Consider the following 18,641-nt stretch of genomic DNA (forward strand, 5'->3'; position numbering starts at 1 on the left):
CATGTCCGACAATACCAAGCACCAACTATCGACCGGCCATCAGCGGGAGGAGGTCGATCCGCATCTGGCGCAGCCCTTAGAAGCCGCCGCGCGCCGGTCGGATGCAGCCGCCGTGGAACATGGCATGTCGAGGGGCGATGAACTGCTCAGCATCTACCGGCTGGAGCCCATAGCCGCGCCGGACGATCCGCGTTGGGACAATGCCCCTGGCCATGGTGTGGTGACGGTAGCCGCCCGCTCTACGGGCGATGCCCGCCTCGTCGCGGCCTCGCAGGAGCTGGACTATATGGAAATCGACGCCAAACCTGCCGAGGACGTGACGACCGGAATGGCAAGTGCCTTCCGCTCGGAGAAACTCTACACGGTCACCGAGATCGCGCGTGACAGGCAGGGTCTCACCCGCGGCCTCATCGAAGGCGAGATCGGCGTAGACACGATCAGACCCGTCCAGATCTGATCGAAGCGTGGCTGTCATGATGCCGGACTGAGGGAAGCGGGCCACACCCGCTTCCGCTTTTGCCGTTTTCGAAGTAGCTCGGGCCTCAGACCTTGGCGCTTTCCCCAGCCTCTTGCCGTGAAACGAATTCCATCGTCACCTCACGTAGATTGTCCTTCAGCCATTGGGCCATGTTCTCTTCTTCCGCGAGGTTCTGCTGCAGGCCGCTGGCCGCGCCTTGGAACCCACCCATTTCCGCCATGACCATCAGCGAGTTATAGGCGGCGATCTCGTAATTCTCGAAAGCCTGGTTGGCGAATGAGTTCTTCAGGATCTCGTCACCCGCCATGGCGTGGCTGATTGCAGCCATGCTGCCGCCTGCCGAGAGCATCCAGTCCTTGATGGTCGAGTGATCCTCGTCGAGGCTCGCGAGGATGTCCTCGAGCCGCTTCAACTGCACTTCGGTCTCCTGCAGATGCTGTTCCAGTCGCCGTGCCACCTGAGGATAATTTTCGATTCGGGAAAGCTGTGGCTTGATGATCGAGATTGCCTGGTTTTCCATCGCATGCGCATTGCGCAGGCCGGTAACGAAAAGCGAACGTCTGTCTTCTGCCATTGTCTCTGTCTCCTTGATCTGACCGTCTCCGAACCGCGAGTCCCCTGAAGGGTTCCCAGTGGCCAAGATGCCGGGTGGATCATGGAAAAGGCACGCCGCAGCCTGGCGTGCCTTATTGAAGACTGGTCTGTTGCCCGCGCTGGACCTTTCGGCGATCCGGATCAGCCTTCGAAGTCGCCCTCGGCATTCACCTCGCGCCCGCCGACGATGATCGCTCGTTTGCCGACATGGTTGGCAGCACCGACGATGCCTTCCTGCTCCATCCGCTCCACAAGCGAAGCCGCCTTGTTGTAGCCGATGGATAGCCGGCGCTGGATGTAGGAGGTCGAGCACTTCTTGTCGCGCAGCACAACCTTGACCGCCTTGTCGTAGAGGTCGTTGCCGTCCTCTTCCGCCATCGCGCTCTTGTCGAAAACGGCCACGTCCTCTTCCGGCTCTTCTTCGGCTTCGTCCGCATCCTCGGTCACGGTGCCCAGATAGTCCGGACGGCCCTGCATCTTCAGATGCGCGACCACCTTCTCGACTTCCTCGTCGGAAACGAAGGGACCGTGCACGCGGGCTATGCGTCCGCCACCGACCATGTGCAGCATGTCGCCCTGGCCGAGCAGATGTTCGGCACCCGGCTCACCCAGAATGGTGCGGCTGTCGATCTTCGACGTCACCTGGAAGGAGACGCGCGTCGGGAAATTTGCCTTGATCGTGCCGGTGATGACATCGACGGACGGGCGCTGCGTCGCCATGATCAGGTGGATGCCGGCGGCACGCGCCATCTGCGCCAGTCGCTGGATCGCACCTTCGATTTCCTTGCCGGCAACCATCATCAGGTCGGCCATCTCGTCGACCACGACGACGATGTAAGGCATCGGCGAGAGATCGAGCTCCTGCTCCTCGTAGACAATCTCGCCGCTCTGCCGGTCGAAGCCGGTCTGCACGCTCACGGTGATCGTCTCGCCCTTCTCGCGCGCCTGGGCCGCGCGGGCATTGTAGCCGTCGATATTGCGAACGCCGAGGCGGCTCATCTTGCGATAGCGATCCTCCATCTCGCGGACCGCCCACTTCAGCGCCATCACGGCCTTCTTCGGATCGGTAACGACAGGGGTCAAGAGATGCGGGATGCCGTCATAGACGGAAAGCTCCAGCATCTTCGGATCGACCATGATCAACCGGCATTCGTCCGGCCGGAACCGGTAAAGCAGCGACAGGATCATCGTGTTGATTGCGACCGACTTGCCCGAACCGGTGGTACCGGCAACGAGCAGATGCGGCATCTTTGCGAGTTCCGCGATCACGGGCTCGCCACCGATGGTCTTGCCGAGGCAGACCGGAAGCTTGTAGCGCGTCTCGGCATAATCGGGCGTCTCGATCAGCTCGCGCAGATAGACCGTCTCGCGCACCGGGTTCGGCAGTTCGATGCCGATCACATTGCGGCCGGGCACCACGGCGACACGGGCAGACAGCGCCGACATTGACCGGGCGATATCGTCGGAGAGGCCGATGACGCGCGAGGACTTGACTCCCGGTGCCGGTTCGAATTCGTAGAGCGTCACGACGGGGCCCGGGCGCACGTCGATCACTTCGCCCTTGATGCCGAAATCTTCGAGCACGCTTTCCAGAAGCCCGGCGCTCTGCTCGAGCGCCTCTGCCGTCATCGTCACGCCGGTCTGAACCGGCGGCATCTGCAGGAAATCGAGGTAGGGAAGCTCGTATTCGCCTTCGCCCAGCGCTTCCTGCGCTTTGAACAGCGGCTGCCGTGGCAGGGCGGCAGACATCGGAGCAATCGACGAATGGTTCGCCTGGAGCGGCGCCGGAACAACGGCCTCAAGGGGGGCAACCGTCTCGGTCGCCGCTGCCTGCGCCTGCTGTAACGCGTAGGACGCCGCTGACACCTCCCGATATGCGACTTCCCGATACAGCGCGACGACCGAGCCCGGGGTTGCGTCGAACACGGGCTTGCGCGCCGCAACGGTCACCGGATGTGCGGTGGCCGAAACCCCTTCTGGGCGATAGCGCACGACTTCGGCGCGCACCGTTGAAACAGCCTGAGGTGCAGGTGCTGGAATGCTGCGAACCGGCTGCGGTGCGGTGTGCTGAGCCCTTTGCGGAGCCGCCGGCTGGCAAGCCTGTGAAACAGGTTGCGCAATCGGGGTCCGCGCCATTTCGATCTCCAATGGAGCATCCACCGGCGCGATCATCGCCTCGAAGAAGATGTGGTCCGACAGCAGCGCTGCGATCGGCAGACGCTCAACCTGCGCTTCGTGCGCGACCGCAGTCACTGCCTCGGGCTGCGTCGGTGACGGATTGGTCATCTGCGTCCACGCGGCAAAGCCTGATGTAACAGATGCCGTGACGGCCGGAGCCGTGACAATAGGCTGGACGGATGGCCGAGCAAACACAGGAGCCGCAACCGGCTCAGGCGCAGCCGCTGCAGGCGGTGTCCGCAGAAACGCATTGCGCACCATCGGCGCACGCGCTGCGGGGGCCGCCTGCTGGGCAGCAAGCCGCAAGGCTTCTGCCTGCTGGGCGAGCGACCGCTGCAAGTGCGGCGGCACATGAGCCTCGGTCGTCGGTCGAACATTTGCCCCGACGGTCGCGGCCCGGGTGCTGGCAAGCACGCTGCGCATGCCCTGAACCAGGGGTGCCGGTTGAACGGGCTGTGGGGCAGGGCCGATCTCCTGCGGCGATGCGCCATCTGCCATCGATGCTTCCCAGGCGGCCTGTTCGGCCTGCTGGCGGGCGAGTTCCCGGCGAAGCTTGTAGGTGAGCGCGCGCGCGCCCACGGCATCCGGCGGCTGCGGCAAGGTCACGGAAGCAGGCATGCGCGGCACTTCGGCTTTCGGTGCCGGCGCGGGTGCGCCTGTGCGCGGCAATCCGGCATAGGGTACGCTACTCGCCGCTGACGAGGCAGGCCTTGCCGGGGCAGGCGCCACCGGCTGAGCTGTCGGCTGATAGGCTTGTCGTGTGGGCGCCTGAGGCATCGCCGGCTGTTGTGCGACCGTCCGTGCAGGCGGTGCGCTCGGCTGGGCGACAGGCGCAGGCGTTGGCTCGGCCTTGCCCGGCACGCGGTCGGGCGTGCGGGTGAAACGCACATTGGGACCTAACACGAAGGCCTTCTGCCAGACGGGCGTTTCCTCACGCCCCTCGATCTGGTCGGCTGCCGACTGATCGGCGCCTTCACCCTTGTTGTCCCCTAAATGATTGACCTGATACGCGGAATTTGAACGGGGAGGGTGCATCGGAAACCTGAACGCTGGCGGGATACAAGAACGCGAAAACTGAGCTATCTGAGTAGAAAATAAAGGTTAACGACCGCTTTCTGTCCGGCAGAAATTTCTAATGCACGAAGGGTCTGAATCGGGCCCTTTCGTCCCCGATATCGCTGTTGCCAAAGCCGAATTTCGCCCCTCGCTGGAAGATGCTGGCCCCCAAGTTTTTTTCTCGCACCGTGTCTCCGCTCGGGCTATGGACGGTGACGAACAGAAAGCCGGTCATGTCGAAGAAAGAGAAGCCCAGTCCCCTGAAAAAGCTCCTGAAGGCCTGGACATCAGCGGGGCCCGAGGATCGCCAGGCCTTTCTGGATCTGGTCTCGGCAGAAGTGCGGGCCCGCGCATCGGCCGCCCCCGATCTGTCCGGTGCCGAACCGATTCCAGACGACGCCGCGGCCCTCATCGCCAATGGCCGGTATCTGCTGCCATCGACGATCGAGCGGGTCGAAGCGGTCATGCGCGCTCGAAAACTCTCGCCCTCCGGTGTCATGGCCGAACTCGGCTTCTCCAGCCGCGACGCCTCGCTCACCCGCGCGCTCGCCATGAAAGCGGCCTTGCGCCTCTCCGTGATCGCGGCACTTGCCGAGTGGCTTCTCGCACACGAAGCAGACGGCTGAGGCAGCACACTATGCCGTTCACCCTCGTCGCGCCGGTTGAGTTCGTTCAGGACATCAAGAAAAGCCGCTTCATCGCGCAAGCGGCACCGATTGCCAGCGAAGAGGAAGCCAAGGCCTTCCTCGCCTCGGTCTCCGATCCCGCCGCCAATCACAATTGCTGGGCCTGGCGCATCGGTCAGGCCTACCGTTTCTCCGACGACGGCGAGCCCTCGGGCACGGCTGGCAAGCCGATCCTCCAGGCGATCGATGGCCAGGAACTCGACGGTATCGTCGTGGTCGTGACCCGCTTCTTTGGCGGCATCCTGCTCGGCAGTGGCGGTTTGATGCGTGCCTATGGCGGAACGGCTGCCCAGATGCTCCGATCGGCCGACAAGCGGGAGATCATCCCGATGGTAACGGGCGAATCATCGGTCAGCTTCTCGGACCTCGCCCTCGTGAAGTCGCGGCTCGCCGCAATCCCGCATCTCACCTTCGTCGAAAGCTTCACGGCAGAGGGTGTCGATCTCGCGGTCACGCTGAGGCAGGGCGATGAGGATCAGGCGATCCGGCTGGTGCGCGATCTCACCAGCGGCCGGTCAAGCCTCGTCTTTCCGGACTGAGCGCTCAGCTCTTCTTTTTCGGCATGTCCTGGCTGGAAAGCTGCTTCCAGGAATTCTGCTGGGCAAGCATGCCGCGCAGATATTGCAGATTGGCCGCCGCCTGCTGCGGATCGAGCTCCTGGGCCGCCAGCTGTTCTGCCTCCTGGAACCGGCCCTGCAGGCCGACCACCAGCGCGAGGTTCTGACGGACCCGGCTGTCGGCACGGGGTTGCTGCGACGCCTGGCGCAGATAGTCCTCGGCCGTCTTCAGGTCGCCCGAAAGCACGAAGGACATGCCCATGTTCGACAACACGCTTGGATCGTTCGGCTGCATCTGCAGCGCCATGCGATAGCGCGAGCGCGCCTCGCTGGAACGGCCGAGCTGGTCGAGCACGGCCCCTTCCGCCGAATAAAGTCGCCAGTCGGGTCGGTCCGGTGTCTGCGCCCGCTGAATGGTGCCGAGTGCCTTTTCCAGCTGCCCCGCCGCAGCCTGCGCCTTGCCGAGTGAGGAGAGCACCTCGCGATCGTTCGGATGGGCAATCGCCACCTGCTGCATGACAGCAAGCGCCTGCGTGTTGCGGCCTGTCATCATCAGTCCATTGGCATAGGAGAGGCCGATATTCCGGTCCTTCGGGTTGCGGTCATAGGCCTGGCCGATGCCTTCCACGGCGCGGCTCAGTTGCGGACCGCTGAGCGAATCGAGTTGCTGGCTTGCCTTGGGGATCGAGCCCGTCGTCAGCTCCTTCTTCGCCGAGCCGCAGCCGGTGAGCGTCATCGCCGCCATCACCAGACCTGTCATGGCCACGATCCGCAGATGGTTTGCCGAGCCTGGAATTCGCATGCGCATGGTGATCGTCCCGAGTTAGCTAGTCCCCGCCGCCGCGCCTCGTCCGGGCGGCGCAACCTCCACTCAAGCAATAATCTGTTAACCCTAACGGAGTGTTAATCGAGCCCCCAACGATTCTTCAGCCGAATCTCCAGAAAGCGTCTCGCCATGGCCCCGTTCCAGTATATCGAAAGACCGTCCCCCTTCAGCACCAAGGGCGGCAAGACGCTCCCGGTCTTCGCCGTCACCCCGGCCCATGTCGAGACCGGCACGCTGGAACCACTCGCCCTCGACTGGGCCAAGAAGGCCGGCTTCAAGGCCGAGGCCGGCTCGGTGCTGCTGATCCCCACCGCCGACGGCCATGTGGGTGGCGCGCTGTTCGGGCTCGGCGCCAACCCTTCCGAAAATCCCTATCTGACTGGCAAGCTCGCCCGTGCGCTGCCGGCCGGCGAATGGCACATCGAAACCGCCCCGCTCACCGCCAACCGCCTGCTGCTCGGCTATGGCCTCGGCGCCTACAGCTTCGACCGTTATCGCTCCGAGCGGGTCACGGAACCGCGCCTGCTGATCCCGCAGGATGCCGATGCCGCCGACATCAAGCGCCAGTTGGCGGGCGTCTATCTCGCCCGTGACCTGATCAACACCCCGGCCAACGACATGAGCCCGGCCGATATCGAAGCCGCTGTCCGTCGCTTGGCCGAACACTACAAGGCCGAAGTCTCCGTCATCACCGGCGACGAACTCGTCGAGAAGAACTTCCCGCTCGTCCACGCCGTCGGCCGCGCCTCGACGGTGGCCCCGCGCTTGATCGAAATGCGCTGGGGCAAGAAGGGCCATCGCAAGGTCACCCTTGTCGGCAAGGGCGTGAGCTTCGACACCGGCGGCCTCGACATCAAGCCGGCCTCCTCGATGCTCCTGATGAAGAAGGACATGGGTGGCGCCGCCAATGTTCTCGGCCTCGCGCTGATGATCATGGACGCCAAGCTCAAGGTCGACCTGCACGTCGTCATTCCCGCCGTCGAGAACGCCATCGCCGGCAATGCCTTCCGCCCCGGTGACGTCTACAAGAGCCGCAAGGGTCTGACCGTCCAGATCGACAACACCGATGCCGAAGGACGCCTGATCCTTGCCGATGCTCTGGCCTATGCCGACGCCGAGGAACCGGATCTGCTGATCGACATGGCCACCCTGACGGGGGCCGCCCGTGTCGCGCTCGGCCCGGATCTGCCGCCCTTCTTCACCGATGACGAAGACCTTGCCCATGGCATCGCCGATGCGAGCCTCGCGGTCGACGATCCGCTCTGGCGCATGCCGCTCTACAAGGGATACGAGCGCATGCTGAAGGCCCAGATCGCCGACGTGACGAATGCCCCCTCGGGCGGTATGGCGGGCGCCATCACGGCCGCCCTCTTCCTCAAGCGCTTCGTCTCGCCGGGCCGCCGCTGGGCGCATTTCGACATTTTCGGCTGGTCGCCGACGGAGCGGGCCCATTCGCCTGTCGGCGGCGAGGCTCAGGCGATCCGCGCGCTTTACCGCTACCTGCAGTCCGGCGCCGACTGAGCCTGAATCCACCAGCCCCTTGCCAGATCGTTCCTTTACCGGAATGATACTCGCGAGGGGCTGCTGGCCCGGATCAGAACGAGGGGGAGGGGCCATGGGCCTCGAAATGACGGCGACCCAGGCGCTTTGCCTGTGGCACAGGGTGACCCTGGATCAGGTCCAGAAAGACGGCCACGACCTCACCATGCGTCAGCTCGCCGTGCTTCTCGAGATTTATCTTGTGCCGCCGCCCCATACGGTGCGCGGCCTTGCCGCAACCCTCAATGTCACAAAGCCGGTCATCACCCGCGCCCTGGATACGCTCGGGGAGCTGGGCCTCGTTGACCGTATCAGGGACGAGCTCGACCGCCGCAGCGTCATCGTCAAGCGCACCGTCGGCGGTGCGCTCTTTCTCGAAAAATTCGGCGATAACATCATCGCCCGGGGCCGCTCGCTTGGCTGACGGAGACTTGATTATGCTCGACCGGCGCCTCAACGCCTTCCGGCCCGATCTCGCCGATATCGCCCTGAAGGGGCAAGTCGAAGCGGACAGGTTTGTCACCCCGGAACCGGCGATGATCACCCAGCCGGTCGTGCCGCTTCGCCCGAAACCCGATCTTTCCATGGGAATCGATACCGAACTCCTGATGGGTGAAGAAGTCCGTGTTTTCGAGCGCAAGAATGGCTGGGCGTGGGTGCAGGCGGTGGACGATGGTTATGTCGGCTACCTGCTGGAAGAAACGCTCGGCGCTGTTGCCGTAGCAACCCATCTCGTCACTGTGCCGCGCACCTTCGTCTATTCGGGCCCCGATCTGCGCTTCCCGACGCGGATGGCCTTGTCGATGGGAAGCCGGCTAACGATCGAGGGGGAGGCGGAAACCCGCGGCACCCGCTATCTGCTGATGCCGGACGGCGGAGCCCTTGTTTCCCGCCACATTCGCCCGATCGCCGAACCTCCTGCACCGGATTACGTCGCCGTTGCAGCGCTGTTCCTCGAAACGCCCTATCTTTGGGGCGGCAAGTCTGGCTTCGGCATTGATTGCTCGGGCCTTGTGCAGCTGGTCATGCGCATGGCAGGCCAGAAGGCCCCGCGCGACAGCGACATGCAGGCATCAGGCCTCGGCGTACCCGTGGAGCGTGCCGAGCTCAGGCGCGGCGATCTTGTCTTCTGGAAGGGCCATGTGGCGATCATGGAAGACGAAACGACCATGATCCACGCCAACGGCAACACCATGTCCGTGGCCCGCGAGACGCTTGAGGTCGCCATCGAACGCATCGGCTGGCTCTACGGCACCCCGACCGGCTACCGCCGCCCCGTCGCCGAAACGTGATGATTCCGGTCTTGGTGCCGCCGCGTCGAGTGCCTATATCGGCACCATGAGAGCTGACGAGAAGATTGCCCATGCTGCCGGCCTGCCGAAAGAACAACACGTCCACGAAGATCAGCACTGCTCTGGTGCTGGCGTCGCTGGCCGTCTTCGCAGCTGTCGCCCCCGCCTCAGCCTCAGAAGGCATCGCCTGGGGCGCAGCCGGACAGGAGAGTTTCAAGGACCTGCCTGGCGTCAAGCCGCAGGATCCTGTCAACCAGTTCGGTGAAAACGTCAGCTGTGAAACGCGGACGGTTGTCCCCAACCGCCATCACTTCGGTCGCCGTGATCTGCGCGACAGCCTGCCCTACACGGTCTATCGCTGCGAAAAGAACGGCATCGTCTATGAAGGCACCGAGCCGCCGCGGTCCGGCCGCATGTGGTATCCCGGCGTCAACCCAAGGGTTATCGACTGATCTCGTCGGTCTCGGTTCAGTCGTTCGAGGCAGGAAGTTACGCGATCAACTGGCCTTTGTCGGGCTTTGCAAGATTTTACGTAAGATGAAAACGCGAAAGTAGTATTTCGTTCTTAGGTTGTCCTCAATAGACGGCATCCGTCCATCCAGCGTGGTCCGGATCCATTGTCGTTTCAAACAATGAGGACACATCATGCTTCTGGAGAAGATCAGTCACTGTTGGCAGGATCGGTCGGGCAACTTCGGGATCATTTCCGCATTGCTCGCACCGATCGTTCTCGTGTCCGCAGGTGGTGCCCTGGACGTCGCTTCGGCCTACAATACGCGCATCGAGATGCAGCCTGAGCTCGACGCCGCCATGCTCGCCGCTGCCCGCAAGAGTGGCAAAAGCGCCCAGGAGCTTGAAGCCGGTAATTTTCTAGGTCTCGACGCCGAGCAGGACGAATTGAATGAAAGCGCCGGCTTCACGCTGACGGTCAATGCCGACGGTTCGCTCACCGGCGGCTACGAGCAGGATGTCGACAACAGGTTTCTCGGTATTGTCGGCCTGAGCAGCTTCACCCTTGGCGTCAGCACCACCGTCGCTGCCGGGGCGGAAGAGGCGGCTGGCGGCAATGGCTGCATCTATGCCCTCGGCAACAAGAGCCAGGCCGTGCTCATCAACTCCGGTGCCAATGTCAAATCGACGAAATGCGAGGTCCACGTCCATTCGACCAGCAATCCCGCCTTCATCATGAATGCCGGGGCAACGATCGATACGGCGAAATTCTGCGTCAAGGGCGCGAACTATATCAAGAACGGCGGCACGCTCAGCAATCTTCAGACGAAATGCGCGGCGGAAGCGGATCCCTTCGCCGGCAAGATGCCGGAGCCTAAGGTCCCTGCAAACTGCACCACATCAGGCACGATGGACGGTCAGTCCATCACGCTGCAGCCGGGCAAGCACTGCGGAACCACGTTCAACGGTTCGCCCACCGTCACGTTCAAACCGGGTCTGCACATCATTTCCGGCCGGATGATCATCAATTCCGGCGCAACGGTGAAGGCGGAAGGTGTCACCTTCTACTTCCCCGACGTCAACAGCGAGATCCGCGCCAATGGCGGCCTGACCTTCACGGCGACGGCGCCGACATCAGGGACCTACAAGGACATCCTGATGTTCGAGAAAACCAGCGACGCCAGCAACAACCGCAACCCGCAGCAATATGTCTTCAACGGCAGCAAGGGCGAGATCCTCAAGGGGATCATCCACCTGCCCAATCGCGACGTGACCTACAATTCGACCACGAACCAGACGAACAACATCACGCTGGTGGTGAATACCATCATCATGAATTCGGCCAACTGGAAGATCGAGCCCCTGTCGGGTGGCGGTTCGACGCCGACGAGCGGTCTCGCCAATCCTCGCATTCTGCGCTGATGCTGGCTGCGCTGATGCTGGTCGAAGGAATTCAGATCTTGGAAGGGGCGTCCGTTAAGTGCCCTTTTCTCAAGCCTGATCGTCCTGGCCGAGCAAACCGTCGAACACTTCGATCAGCGCTTCGCTGATCGCGCCGCCGAGCTTGTGGCCTGCCTCGCGCAAACCTTCCTCGTCCATATCGCGCGCCGCAAGCGCCAGCGCCGTGCCCTCTTGGGCAACGATTTCCTTGGCACGTTCGATAGCCCAGAGGGCAAATTCGCTGCGGCTTTCGATGGCGACGGTCTCGTCCATGGTCTGTCCTTGTGGCGGTCTTGGGGTGCTCGGGAATGCGTGAAAAATCGCACTGAAAACGACAGTGCGACAGCACCGGAAACTCAATTTTCAGACAAGAAAAAAGCCCGGCAAGCCGGGCTTTTTAAAGTGTTTGAGGATCGCATAAACTGCTGATCTCAAATCGGAATTTGGTGCCCAGAAGAGGACTCGAACCTCCACACCCTTTCGAGTACCAGCACCTGAAGCTGGCGCGTCTACCAATTCCGCCATCTGGGCGACGAGGAGCCGTGTAAAGGGACTGCTCCGACCTGTCAACCGGCTTTTTGAAGTTTTCATGTCGGCGCGATGAAGGCGTCTGCCTGAATGCCGGAAGCGGATTCGCAGATGCGTTGGGACACAGGCCTTTTGCACAGTCTGCCACGGATAACGCGGCCGTGAAAAAGCCGTGATCGAAACGCTCTATCTTGCCGTCGGCGAGGCGGTTTGCCCGCCGCCGGGATGAACGACGGGATGACTATATGACGATTCGATCCGCTTTTGTGGCCGTGGCGCTCGCCGGCGCCCAGCTTTTCACCTCCGTGGCGGATGCTGCGATGACGAAACCGATGCCATTGATTTCGCAGCCGGGCTCCGATGTCGAAGAGATCGATATCGTCTGCGACTTCTCCGGTTGCTACGAGACCTGGGACCGCCCGCCGCCGCGCCGTCCACGCCCCCTGCCACCGGAATATTATCCGCCGTCCGTCTATGACGAGCCGCCGGTCTATCGCCCACGGCCGCGTCCGCCCGTCTATGTCGAACCCGGCTACCGTCCACGGCCGCGCCCGCCAGTTTACGAGGATCCGGGTTATCGTCCGCCACGTCGGTCCTGGGAGCGGCATGTCGACTGGTGCCTGAACCGCTACCGGTCCTACAATCCCCGCACCAACCAGTTCCTCTCGACGAGCGGCTACTACAAGGTCTGCCAATCGCCCTTCTATTGAGACGAGCGATCTTCGAAGGCGGTTCTGCGGCCGCCTTCGCCCCTGTTTCAGCTGTCGAGCCCTTCATTGCGGCTCACACTGTCCACATGGCCGAGATCGCGCTCGGGATCGATGGCATCACGCACCTTCTGCTTCAGCTCCTTCGGGCCTGGAAAGCCGCCATCACGCTTGCGTTCCCAGATCAGGTCGTCGTTCAGCTTGATCTCGAAAATCCCGCCCGTACCAGGGATAAGTGCCACTTCGCCCAGATCGTCAGCAAAGGTGTGCAGCAGTTCCTGCGCCATCCAGCCTGACCGCAGAAGCCAGTTGCATTGGGTGCAGTAGGTGATCGAAATCCGGGGTTTTTCCATCGGGGTATTCCTCACTTCACGGATAAGTTAACCCAATTAATCAACTTTTCTGCGTGCGTCCAATTGCCACGCAGCTAAGCTTCGGCCATGACGCGCAGGTTATTGTCTTTTTTGGAGTTTGTTCATGTCCATTGAACCGAACCGTCTTTTTGTTCCGGCCCTTGCCCCCGTCTATCGCTCCGGTCACGACGGGGTCGAAACCCTGCTGCGTCTGGTGGCCGGTGGCTTCCTCGTCATCCATGGCGCCAGCAAGATCGTTGATCCCTTCGGCGCCGTCCAGATGGTCGAGGGCCTCGGCTTCTATCCCGGCGTCTTCTGGTCGCCGCTTCTGGCGATCACCGAATTCTTCGGTGGCATCTTGCTCGCGATCGGTCTCCTCACTCGGCCGGCGGCCTTTGCAGCCACGATCGTCCTGCTGGTCACGGTCTATTTCCACTGGATCCAGCTGGATCAGGGCTTCTCCGGCGCGGAAAAATCGCTGCTGTGGGCGGCAATGACGTTCTATTTCGTCATCCGTGGCGGCAACCGCCACTCTGTCGACGCCCGTCTGAAGAAAACCTTCTGAGGTCCCGGAAGGGCGCTGCTTGCGGCGCCCCTCCGTCTTGCGACATTCGCATCCGCATGCTTTCTCTGGGGGCAACCATCCACGAGATCCGATTCCCCATGCGTGTTGCCATCGTCGAAAACACCCGCGTCACCGAAGTCGGTCAGGTTGGCATTGCTCTGGCCGAGGCGGGCGCGAAAACTGCCACCATCCGAGCCTATGCCGGCGAACCACTGCCGGACCTCGATGCCTTCGACGCTCTGGTGGTGTTCGGTGGTGAGCAGAATGCCCGCGACGACGAGAAGCATCCCTATCTCCCGGAACTCGCAAGCCTGATGCGTCGCTTCGGCGACAGCGCGAAAGCCGTGCTCGGCATCTGTCTCGGTAGCCAGCTTCTTGCCCGCGCCTATGGCAGCGAAAACCTGATCGGTGCCGCCCCCGAATTCGGCTGGCGCAGCATTGGCCGCACCGAAGCCGGCAGACGGGATCCGGTGCTCTCGGCCATGCCCGACCGATTCCTCTCCTTCCAGTGGCACGACGACACCTTCACGCTGCCGCAAGGTTCTGCTCACCTCGCGGAAAACGAAGCGGCTCGCCACCAGGCCTTCCGCATCGGCCGCGCCGCCTATGGCTTCCAGTTCCATTTCGAGGCCAACCGCGAGGTTGTGCGCAACTGGATGACGCATTTCCCAGAGATTATCGAGCGCAAGGAACCCGGCTGGCTCAACCGCCATCCTGAGATCGAACCGACCGACGGGCAGCTTTCCGATGAAGCCGGGCTGGCGCTGGCTCGTGCCTGGGTCCGGCAGATCCGCCCGTCTTGAGCGCATCTCCCGCGTCAACCGGATCCCTTCGCCGGGTTTGACCGACATCAAGCCGCCGCAGCACCCGACCTGTTATCTCCGACCTCACTGATCGGAGTTCTGCCTTGTCCCTGTCCGCCTTTGCCTTTGCCGTCCTGCTCCTCCTGCTGACACCGGGGCCGACGAACACCTTGCTTGCCGTTTCAGGCGCCACCCGCGGCCTCAAGGCCTCGCTGCCGCTGATCGGGGCCGAATGCGCCGGCTATCTCACGGCCATCGTCCCGCTTGTCTTTTTGGCAGCGCCACTGCTCATCGACCAGCCGGCTGCAGCGCTTGGCATCAAGCTCGCCTCGACCCTCTGGGTCTTGCTGCTCGCCGCCCGGCTCTGGATCCGGCCGCCTTCGGCCAATGCGCAGGCCGGAACGACGGTGGTTGCCGTCTACGCCACCACGGTGCTCAACCCCAAGGCCCTGATCATCGGGCTTGCCCTCATTCCCGCCGCCGGAACGGGTTCGCTGGAAGCACTGCTCCGGCCGCTCTCCTATCTCGCCGTGTTTTCGCTGCTTGTCGTCATCGTCGCCACCTGCTGGCTGAGCGCCGGTGCCGCCATCCTCCGGCGGCTGGCAACCACCAACCCCTTGCTGTTCGGGCGGGTCGCCGCAAGCTGCCTCGCGGTCTTTGCCTTGAGTCTTGCCGGCCGCGCCATCGGCTGGATTTGATCTGGTGTCCCCGACCTCCCTCTTGCGAGCCATCCGCCCCCGTGCTTAATCGAACTTCAATCGATTGAGATCGCTTCAGAAACCTGTGGGAGGGGGACATGAAGGCAGTGGGTAAGCGCTTGGTTGCGCTCTGCTTCATCATCATCGGGCTGGCCTTCCAGCCGGCCCAGGCATCCCCTGTGGGCGCCGACACGGTCATGCGCGACTGGTATCGCCTCATTCTCGAACTTGTCCGTCATACGCCGACCTATTCGCCCCCCGTGGCAAGCCGCGCCTTCGCCTATCTCGGGGTCACCGCCTATGAGGCGCTGGCGGCCGGCGACACGACCATGACCTCGCTTGCCGGTCAGTTGAACGGCCTCACCCCAGTACCTCGGCGTGAAGCGGGCCTCGCCTATGACGAGGCCGTCGTCATGCAGGCCGCCCTGTCATCAGCCGCGCGCGAATTCTTCGGCAATACCGGCCCGACCGGTCAGCGCGCCCTGAAGCGCATGACCGAAAAGCTCTCGTCCGAAGTGTCCGTCGGACTTGCCCCCGATCTCGTCGCCCGCAGCCAGGCCTATGGCGAGAGCATAACGGCACATATCCTTGCCTGGTCGCTGGACGACGGCGGCGCCAAGGTCGAAAACATGGGCTTCCCCCTGGAATTCGCGCTGGGGAGCAACAAGGACAGCTGGGTGCCGACCAGTCTGATCAATCAGCAGCAAATGCCCCTTCTTCCCCAGTGGGGCGAGAACCGTCCCTTCGCCCTGCAGACCGGCAATGCCTGCCCGCTGCCGGCGCCGCCTGTCTACAGCGAGGACAAGGATTCCGACTTCTACAAGGAAGCGATGGAGGTCTATGAGGCGGTGAACAGCGTGACCGATGAGCAGCGCGCCATCGCCCGCTTCTGGTCGGATGATCCTATGCTCTCGCCGACCCCGCCCGGCCACTGGATCGTGATTGCCCTGAAGGTCCTCGACGAGCAGGAGGCCGGTGCTGCCGAACATGCCGATCTGCTCGCCCGGCTCGGGATTTCGCTCGCCGATGCCTTCATCGGCTGCTGGCATTCGAAATTCGAATACGACCTGCTTCGCCCGGTCACCTATATCAAGCGGGTCATCGATCCCAAATGGGAGCCGATCCTGATCACGCCGCCCTTCCCGGAATATCCTTCCGGCCATTCCACCCAGTCGGGTGCGGCAGCCACGGTGCTGACGGCCTTTTTCGGCGAAAACTTCGCCTTCACCGACAACACCCATGAAAAGGACAAGCTGCCGAACCGCAGCTTCAAGAGCTTCTGGGATGCGGCTGAAGAAGCCGGCATCTCGCGTCTCTATGGCGGCATTCATTTCCGCGCCGCGATCGATCGTGGCCTCGACCAGGGGCGTTGCATTGGCGAAAAGGCGGTCGCCTTGAGGACCCGCGGATGACGGCCGAAGCCATCGCCTCGCACCATCGCCGAACCGCCCTTGCGGCCGCCCTGTTCGCCGCGCTCCAGGCCGGCACAGCGCTTGCCAATGGCGGCCCCCTCGTGCCCCGCTTCACCGACGAAACCGCCTCCAGCGGTATCGTCAGCACCTATCGCGGCGATTGGGAATATATGGTCGGCGGCGGTGCCGGTAGTTTCGACTGCAATACCGATGGCTTCCCCGATCTCGTCCTTGCGGGCGGCGAGGACAAGGCGAAATTCTACCTCAACCGCAGCGAGGATGGCGGCGCTCTCAAGTTCGACGAACAGGTGTCCGGCCTCGAACTCGACAAGGTGATCGGCGCCTATCCGCTGGATGTCGATGGCGACGGGCTGCAGGATGTCGTGCTCTTGCGCTCCGGCGAGAATGTCGTGATGCGCGGCTTGGGCGAATGCCGCTTCGAACGCGCCAACGAGGCTTGGGGCTTCGACGGCGGCGACGCCTGGTCGACGGCCTTTTCCGCCACCTGGGAGCGCGGCAACTCCTGGCCGACGCTTGCCGTAGGCAATTACATCGACCGCTTCGAGGACTTCGAGCCCTGGGGCTCCTGCACCGACAACTGGCTGCATCGCCCGTTGTCCGCTGCCGAGCGTCGCTTCGCCCCGCCGCTCGCGCTCAATCCCTCCTATTGCCCGCTGTCGATCCTCTTCACCGACTGGAACCGCTCCGGCACGCCCTCGCTGCGCGTCTCCAACGACCGCGAATATTACAAGGGCGGCCAGGAGCAGATGTGGCATGTTGAGCCGGGCAAGGCCCCGCGGCTCTACACCCAGGAGGAAGGCTGGAAATACCTGCGCATCTGGGGCATGGGCATCGCCTCTTATGACCTCGATTTCGACGGCTATCCGGAATATTTCCTCACCAGCATGGCCGATAACAAGCTGCAGAGGCTCGCCGAAATCCCCGCCGACGGCAAGCCGAAACCCTCCTATGCCGATGTTGCGTTTGCCAAGGGTGCGACCGCTCACCGGCCCTATACCGGCGGCGAGATCCGCCCTTCGACCGCCTGGCATACGGAAATCGAGGACGTCAACAATGACGGCCGCACCGACCTTTTCGTCGCCAAGGGCAATGTTGCCGAGATGCCCGATTTCGCCGAAAAGGACCCCAACAACCTGCTCGTGCAGGGCGAGGACGGCAAATTCGTCGAAATGGGCGACAAGGCCGGCATCGCCTCTATGGCCAAGGGCCGGGGCGGGGCGCTGGCAGACTTCAATCTCGATGGAAAGATCGACCTCCTCGTCGTCAACCAGGGGTCTCCGGTGGAGATCTGGCGCAATACGACGGAAGGCGCTGGCCACTTCCTGCAACTGGCGCTGCGCCAGGACGGTCCGAACCGCGATGCGGTCGGCGCCTGGATCGAGGTGAAAACCGGCGATGTCGTGCAGCGCCGCGAACTCACCATCGGCGGCGGCCATGTCAGCGGCAAGACCGGCTGGCATCATTTTGGTCTGGGGGAACAGGCAGAAACCGAGATCCGCGTGCTTTGGCCGGATGGCGAGGTTGGGGAGTGGCAGACGGTGGCGGCTGATGGGTTTTACCTCGTTGGGCGTGGCACGGGGCCAAGGCTGTGGAATCCGGGCGAGGGGATGTGAAGGGGCACGACCCCATCTCCCCCCTTGCGGGGGAGATGGGCTCCGCGCATTCCGCTAGGCCCTCATGCTGAGGTGCCCTCGCAAGGCGAGGGCCTCGAAGCATCCCGCTCTGGTGGCCTCGTGCTTCGAGGGTCGCTTCGGTGCCACCTCAGCATGAGGGGTGGCGGGGTGGCCTCGCCCTTCGAGGCCGGGCAAGCCTGGCACCTCAGGGTGAGGGTGATCTATCAATGTCAAAAACCCCAAGCTTCGCCACCGGTCGGGATTGCTCCCTCCGGGTCGCCTGAAATCTGTCTCGGACGAGGCGCCAGAAGCAACCTGTCTAAGTAGTTTTATGTGGCTCCTTCCGGCGCCCCGTTCGGCGTCTATTCCCGCTGCATGCGTCTCTCTGGCAAGGCCGGCGACGGTCCTCGGGTCAGGCCCGAGGATGACCGGGCGTAGGGTCCGGCTTTGACAGAGCCCTCCCAAGGGAATGTCTGCCAGAGCCTGGCCGGTGGCCCGGGAGGTTCCCGCCGGATGGTGCACCATTCCGACCGGGACCCTCGCCCGGGGGATGATCGTCCGGCCATTCGCGGCCCGGCGCTCATCCCCGCCGTTTTATTCGCCCCGCTGTCTGGATGTTCGCGACGGCGTGAGCGCCTTGTCTGTGTGCCTCTGAGGCACGTCCTTCCGATCGGGGTATCCGGTGACGAGAGCATCCGACCTCGTCACCTTCGTTACCAGCCCCTCGTCCGGAGGGAGACCGTTGCAGCGGGCCGGGAACTCACACCTGCGACAGTGCTCCACCCCGGCGCCGGCCCCGCCTCGCCTGACATCGCATCGTCAGGTGTATCCGAGGGCGGGACGGG

The 18,641-nt window shown here is 63.2% G+C and carries 19 protein-coding genes and 1 tRNA gene; 14 read left to right on the forward strand and 6 right to left on the reverse strand.

The genetic code is table 11. The annotated features are described in order from the left end of the window. Position 1: 1 nt before the first annotated feature. On the forward strand, positions 2–457 hold the full coding sequence (locus IP85_RS09790) for a hypothetical protein (protein ID WP_054149471.1): 456 nt from the start codon (positions 2–4) through the stop codon (positions 455–457). An 85-nt stretch (positions 458–542) separates the two neighbouring features. On the opposite strand, the gene IP85_RS09795 is transcribed toward IP85_RS09790, so the two are convergent. Together IP85_RS09795 and IP85_RS09800 are read right to left on the reverse strand one after the other, a co-directional pair. Next, positions 543–1,052, reverse strand: a complete 510-nt coding sequence (locus tag IP85_RS09795) for a ferritin-like domain-containing protein (RefSeq protein ID WP_054149472.1) — start codon at positions 1,050–1,052, stop codon at positions 543–545. A gap of 161 nt (positions 1,053–1,213) precedes the next feature. Continuing rightward, positions 1,214–4,285, reverse strand: coding sequence for a DNA translocase FtsK (locus tag IP85_RS09800; RefSeq protein WP_054149473.1), 3,072 nt, complete (start codon positions 4,283–4,285; stop codon positions 1,214–1,216). A gap of 254 nt (positions 4,286–4,539) precedes the next feature. Between IP85_RS09800 and IP85_RS09805 the strand changes: the two genes are divergently transcribed. Together IP85_RS09805 and IP85_RS09810 are read left to right on the forward strand one after the other, a co-directional pair. Next, positions 4,540–4,932 (forward strand): hypothetical protein, encoded by a 393-nt coding sequence (locus tag IP85_RS09805; protein ID WP_054149474.1) that lies wholly within the window; start codon positions 4,540–4,542, stop codon positions 4,930–4,932. Between the two features lie 11 nt (positions 4,933–4,943). Continuing rightward, positions 4,944–5,531, forward strand: coding sequence for a YigZ family protein (locus IP85_RS09810; protein WP_054149475.1), 588 nt, complete (start codon positions 4,944–4,946; stop codon positions 5,529–5,531). A 4-nt stretch (positions 5,532–5,535) separates the two neighbouring features. Here IP85_RS09810 and IP85_RS09815 read toward each other — a convergent pair whose 3' ends face one another. Beyond that, positions 5,536–6,309 (reverse strand): tetratricopeptide repeat protein, encoded by a 774-nt coding sequence (locus IP85_RS09815; RefSeq protein WP_236759373.1) that lies wholly within the window; start codon positions 6,307–6,309, stop codon positions 5,536–5,538. 195 nt (positions 6,310–6,504) lie between these two features. Here IP85_RS09815 and IP85_RS09820 point away from each other — a divergent pair, with 195 nt between their 5' ends. The 5 genes from IP85_RS09820 (at position 6,505) to IP85_RS09840 (ending at position 11,078) form a co-directional block, all read left to right on the forward strand. Then, positions 6,505–7,896 carry a M17 family metallopeptidase gene (locus tag IP85_RS09820; protein WP_054149476.1) on the forward strand — a complete coding sequence of 464 codons (1,392 nt, stop codon included), beginning with the start codon at positions 6,505–6,507 and terminating at the stop codon, positions 7,894–7,896. 94 nt (positions 7,897–7,990) lie between these two features. Further along, a complete protein-coding gene (locus IP85_RS09825) occupies positions 7,991–8,338 on the forward strand; it encodes a MarR family transcriptional regulator (protein ID WP_054149477.1) in 348 nt (115 codons plus the stop codon). 13 nt (positions 8,339–8,351) lie between these two features. Then, positions 8,352–9,206 carry an NlpC/P60 family protein gene (locus tag IP85_RS09830; protein ID WP_054149478.1) on the forward strand — a complete coding sequence of 285 codons (855 nt, stop codon included), beginning with the start codon at positions 8,352–8,354 and terminating at the stop codon, positions 9,204–9,206. Between the two features lie 71 nt (positions 9,207–9,277). After that, complete coding sequence (locus tag IP85_RS09835; RefSeq protein ID WP_054149479.1) at positions 9,278–9,658, forward strand: hypothetical protein; 381 nt, start codon at positions 9,278–9,280, stop codon at positions 9,656–9,658. Between the two features lie 193 nt (positions 9,659–9,851). Next, complete coding sequence (locus tag IP85_RS09840) at positions 9,852–11,078, forward strand: TadE/TadG family type IV pilus assembly protein (RefSeq protein WP_054149480.1); 1,227 nt, start codon at positions 9,852–9,854, stop codon at positions 11,076–11,078. Positions 11,079–11,147: 69 nt separating this feature from the next. Here the strand turns inward: IP85_RS09840 and IP85_RS09845 are convergent, their stop codons facing one another. After that, positions 11,148–11,369, reverse strand: coding sequence for a hypothetical protein (locus IP85_RS09845; protein WP_054149481.1), 222 nt, complete (start codon positions 11,367–11,369; stop codon positions 11,148–11,150). A gap of 171 nt (positions 11,370–11,540) precedes the next feature. Then, positions 11,541–11,627: transfer RNA gene (locus IP85_RS09850), tRNA-Leu, on the reverse strand. Positions 11,628–11,869: 242 nt separating this feature from the next. Between IP85_RS09850 and IP85_RS09855 the strand changes: the two genes are divergently transcribed. Then, positions 11,870–12,334 carry a BA14K family protein gene (locus IP85_RS09855; RefSeq protein WP_054149482.1) on the forward strand — a complete coding sequence of 155 codons (465 nt, stop codon included), beginning with the start codon at positions 11,870–11,872 and terminating at the stop codon, positions 12,332–12,334. A 47-nt stretch (positions 12,335–12,381) separates the two neighbouring features. Here the strand turns inward: IP85_RS09855 and IP85_RS09860 are convergent, their stop codons facing one another. Beyond that, positions 12,382–12,684 (reverse strand): SelT/SelW/SelH family protein, encoded by a 303-nt coding sequence (locus tag IP85_RS09860; RefSeq protein WP_054149483.1) that lies wholly within the window; start codon positions 12,682–12,684, stop codon positions 12,382–12,384. 124 nt (positions 12,685–12,808) lie between these two features. Here IP85_RS09860 and IP85_RS09865 point away from each other — a divergent pair, with 124 nt between their 5' ends. From IP85_RS09865 to IP85_RS09885, 5 genes are all read left to right on the forward strand, one after another. After that, on the forward strand, positions 12,809–13,249 hold the full coding sequence (locus IP85_RS09865; protein WP_054149484.1) for a DoxX family protein: 441 nt from the start codon (positions 12,809–12,811) through the stop codon (positions 13,247–13,249). Between the two features lie 98 nt (positions 13,250–13,347). Further along, complete coding sequence (locus tag IP85_RS09870; protein WP_054149485.1) at positions 13,348–14,052, forward strand: type 1 glutamine amidotransferase; 705 nt, start codon at positions 13,348–13,350, stop codon at positions 14,050–14,052. 104 nt (positions 14,053–14,156) lie between these two features. Continuing rightward, the gene (locus IP85_RS09875) at positions 14,157–14,750 is read left to right on the forward strand and encodes a hypothetical protein (RefSeq protein ID WP_054149486.1); all 594 of its coding nucleotides are present in this window, start codon (positions 14,157–14,159) and stop codon (positions 14,748–14,750) included. Between the two features lie 98 nt (positions 14,751–14,848). Next, positions 14,849–16,162: a vanadium-dependent haloperoxidase gene (locus tag IP85_RS09880; protein WP_054149487.1), complete on the forward strand. Its 1,314-nt coding sequence runs from the start codon at positions 14,849–14,851 to the stop codon at positions 16,160–16,162. Beyond that, the gene (locus tag IP85_RS09885) at positions 16,159–17,796 is read left to right on the forward strand and encodes a CRTAC1 family protein (protein WP_054149488.1); all 1,638 of its coding nucleotides are present in this window, start codon (positions 16,159–16,161) and stop codon (positions 17,794–17,796) included. Before IP85_RS09880 ends, IP85_RS09885 begins: the two co-directional genes overlap by 4 nt. The last annotated feature ends 845 nt before the right edge of the window (positions 17,797–18,641 follow it).

Source organism: Rhizobium sp. AAP116 (assembly GCF_001295785.1).
GTDB lineage: Bacteria > Pseudomonadota > Alphaproteobacteria > Rhizobiales > Rhizobiaceae > Allorhizobium.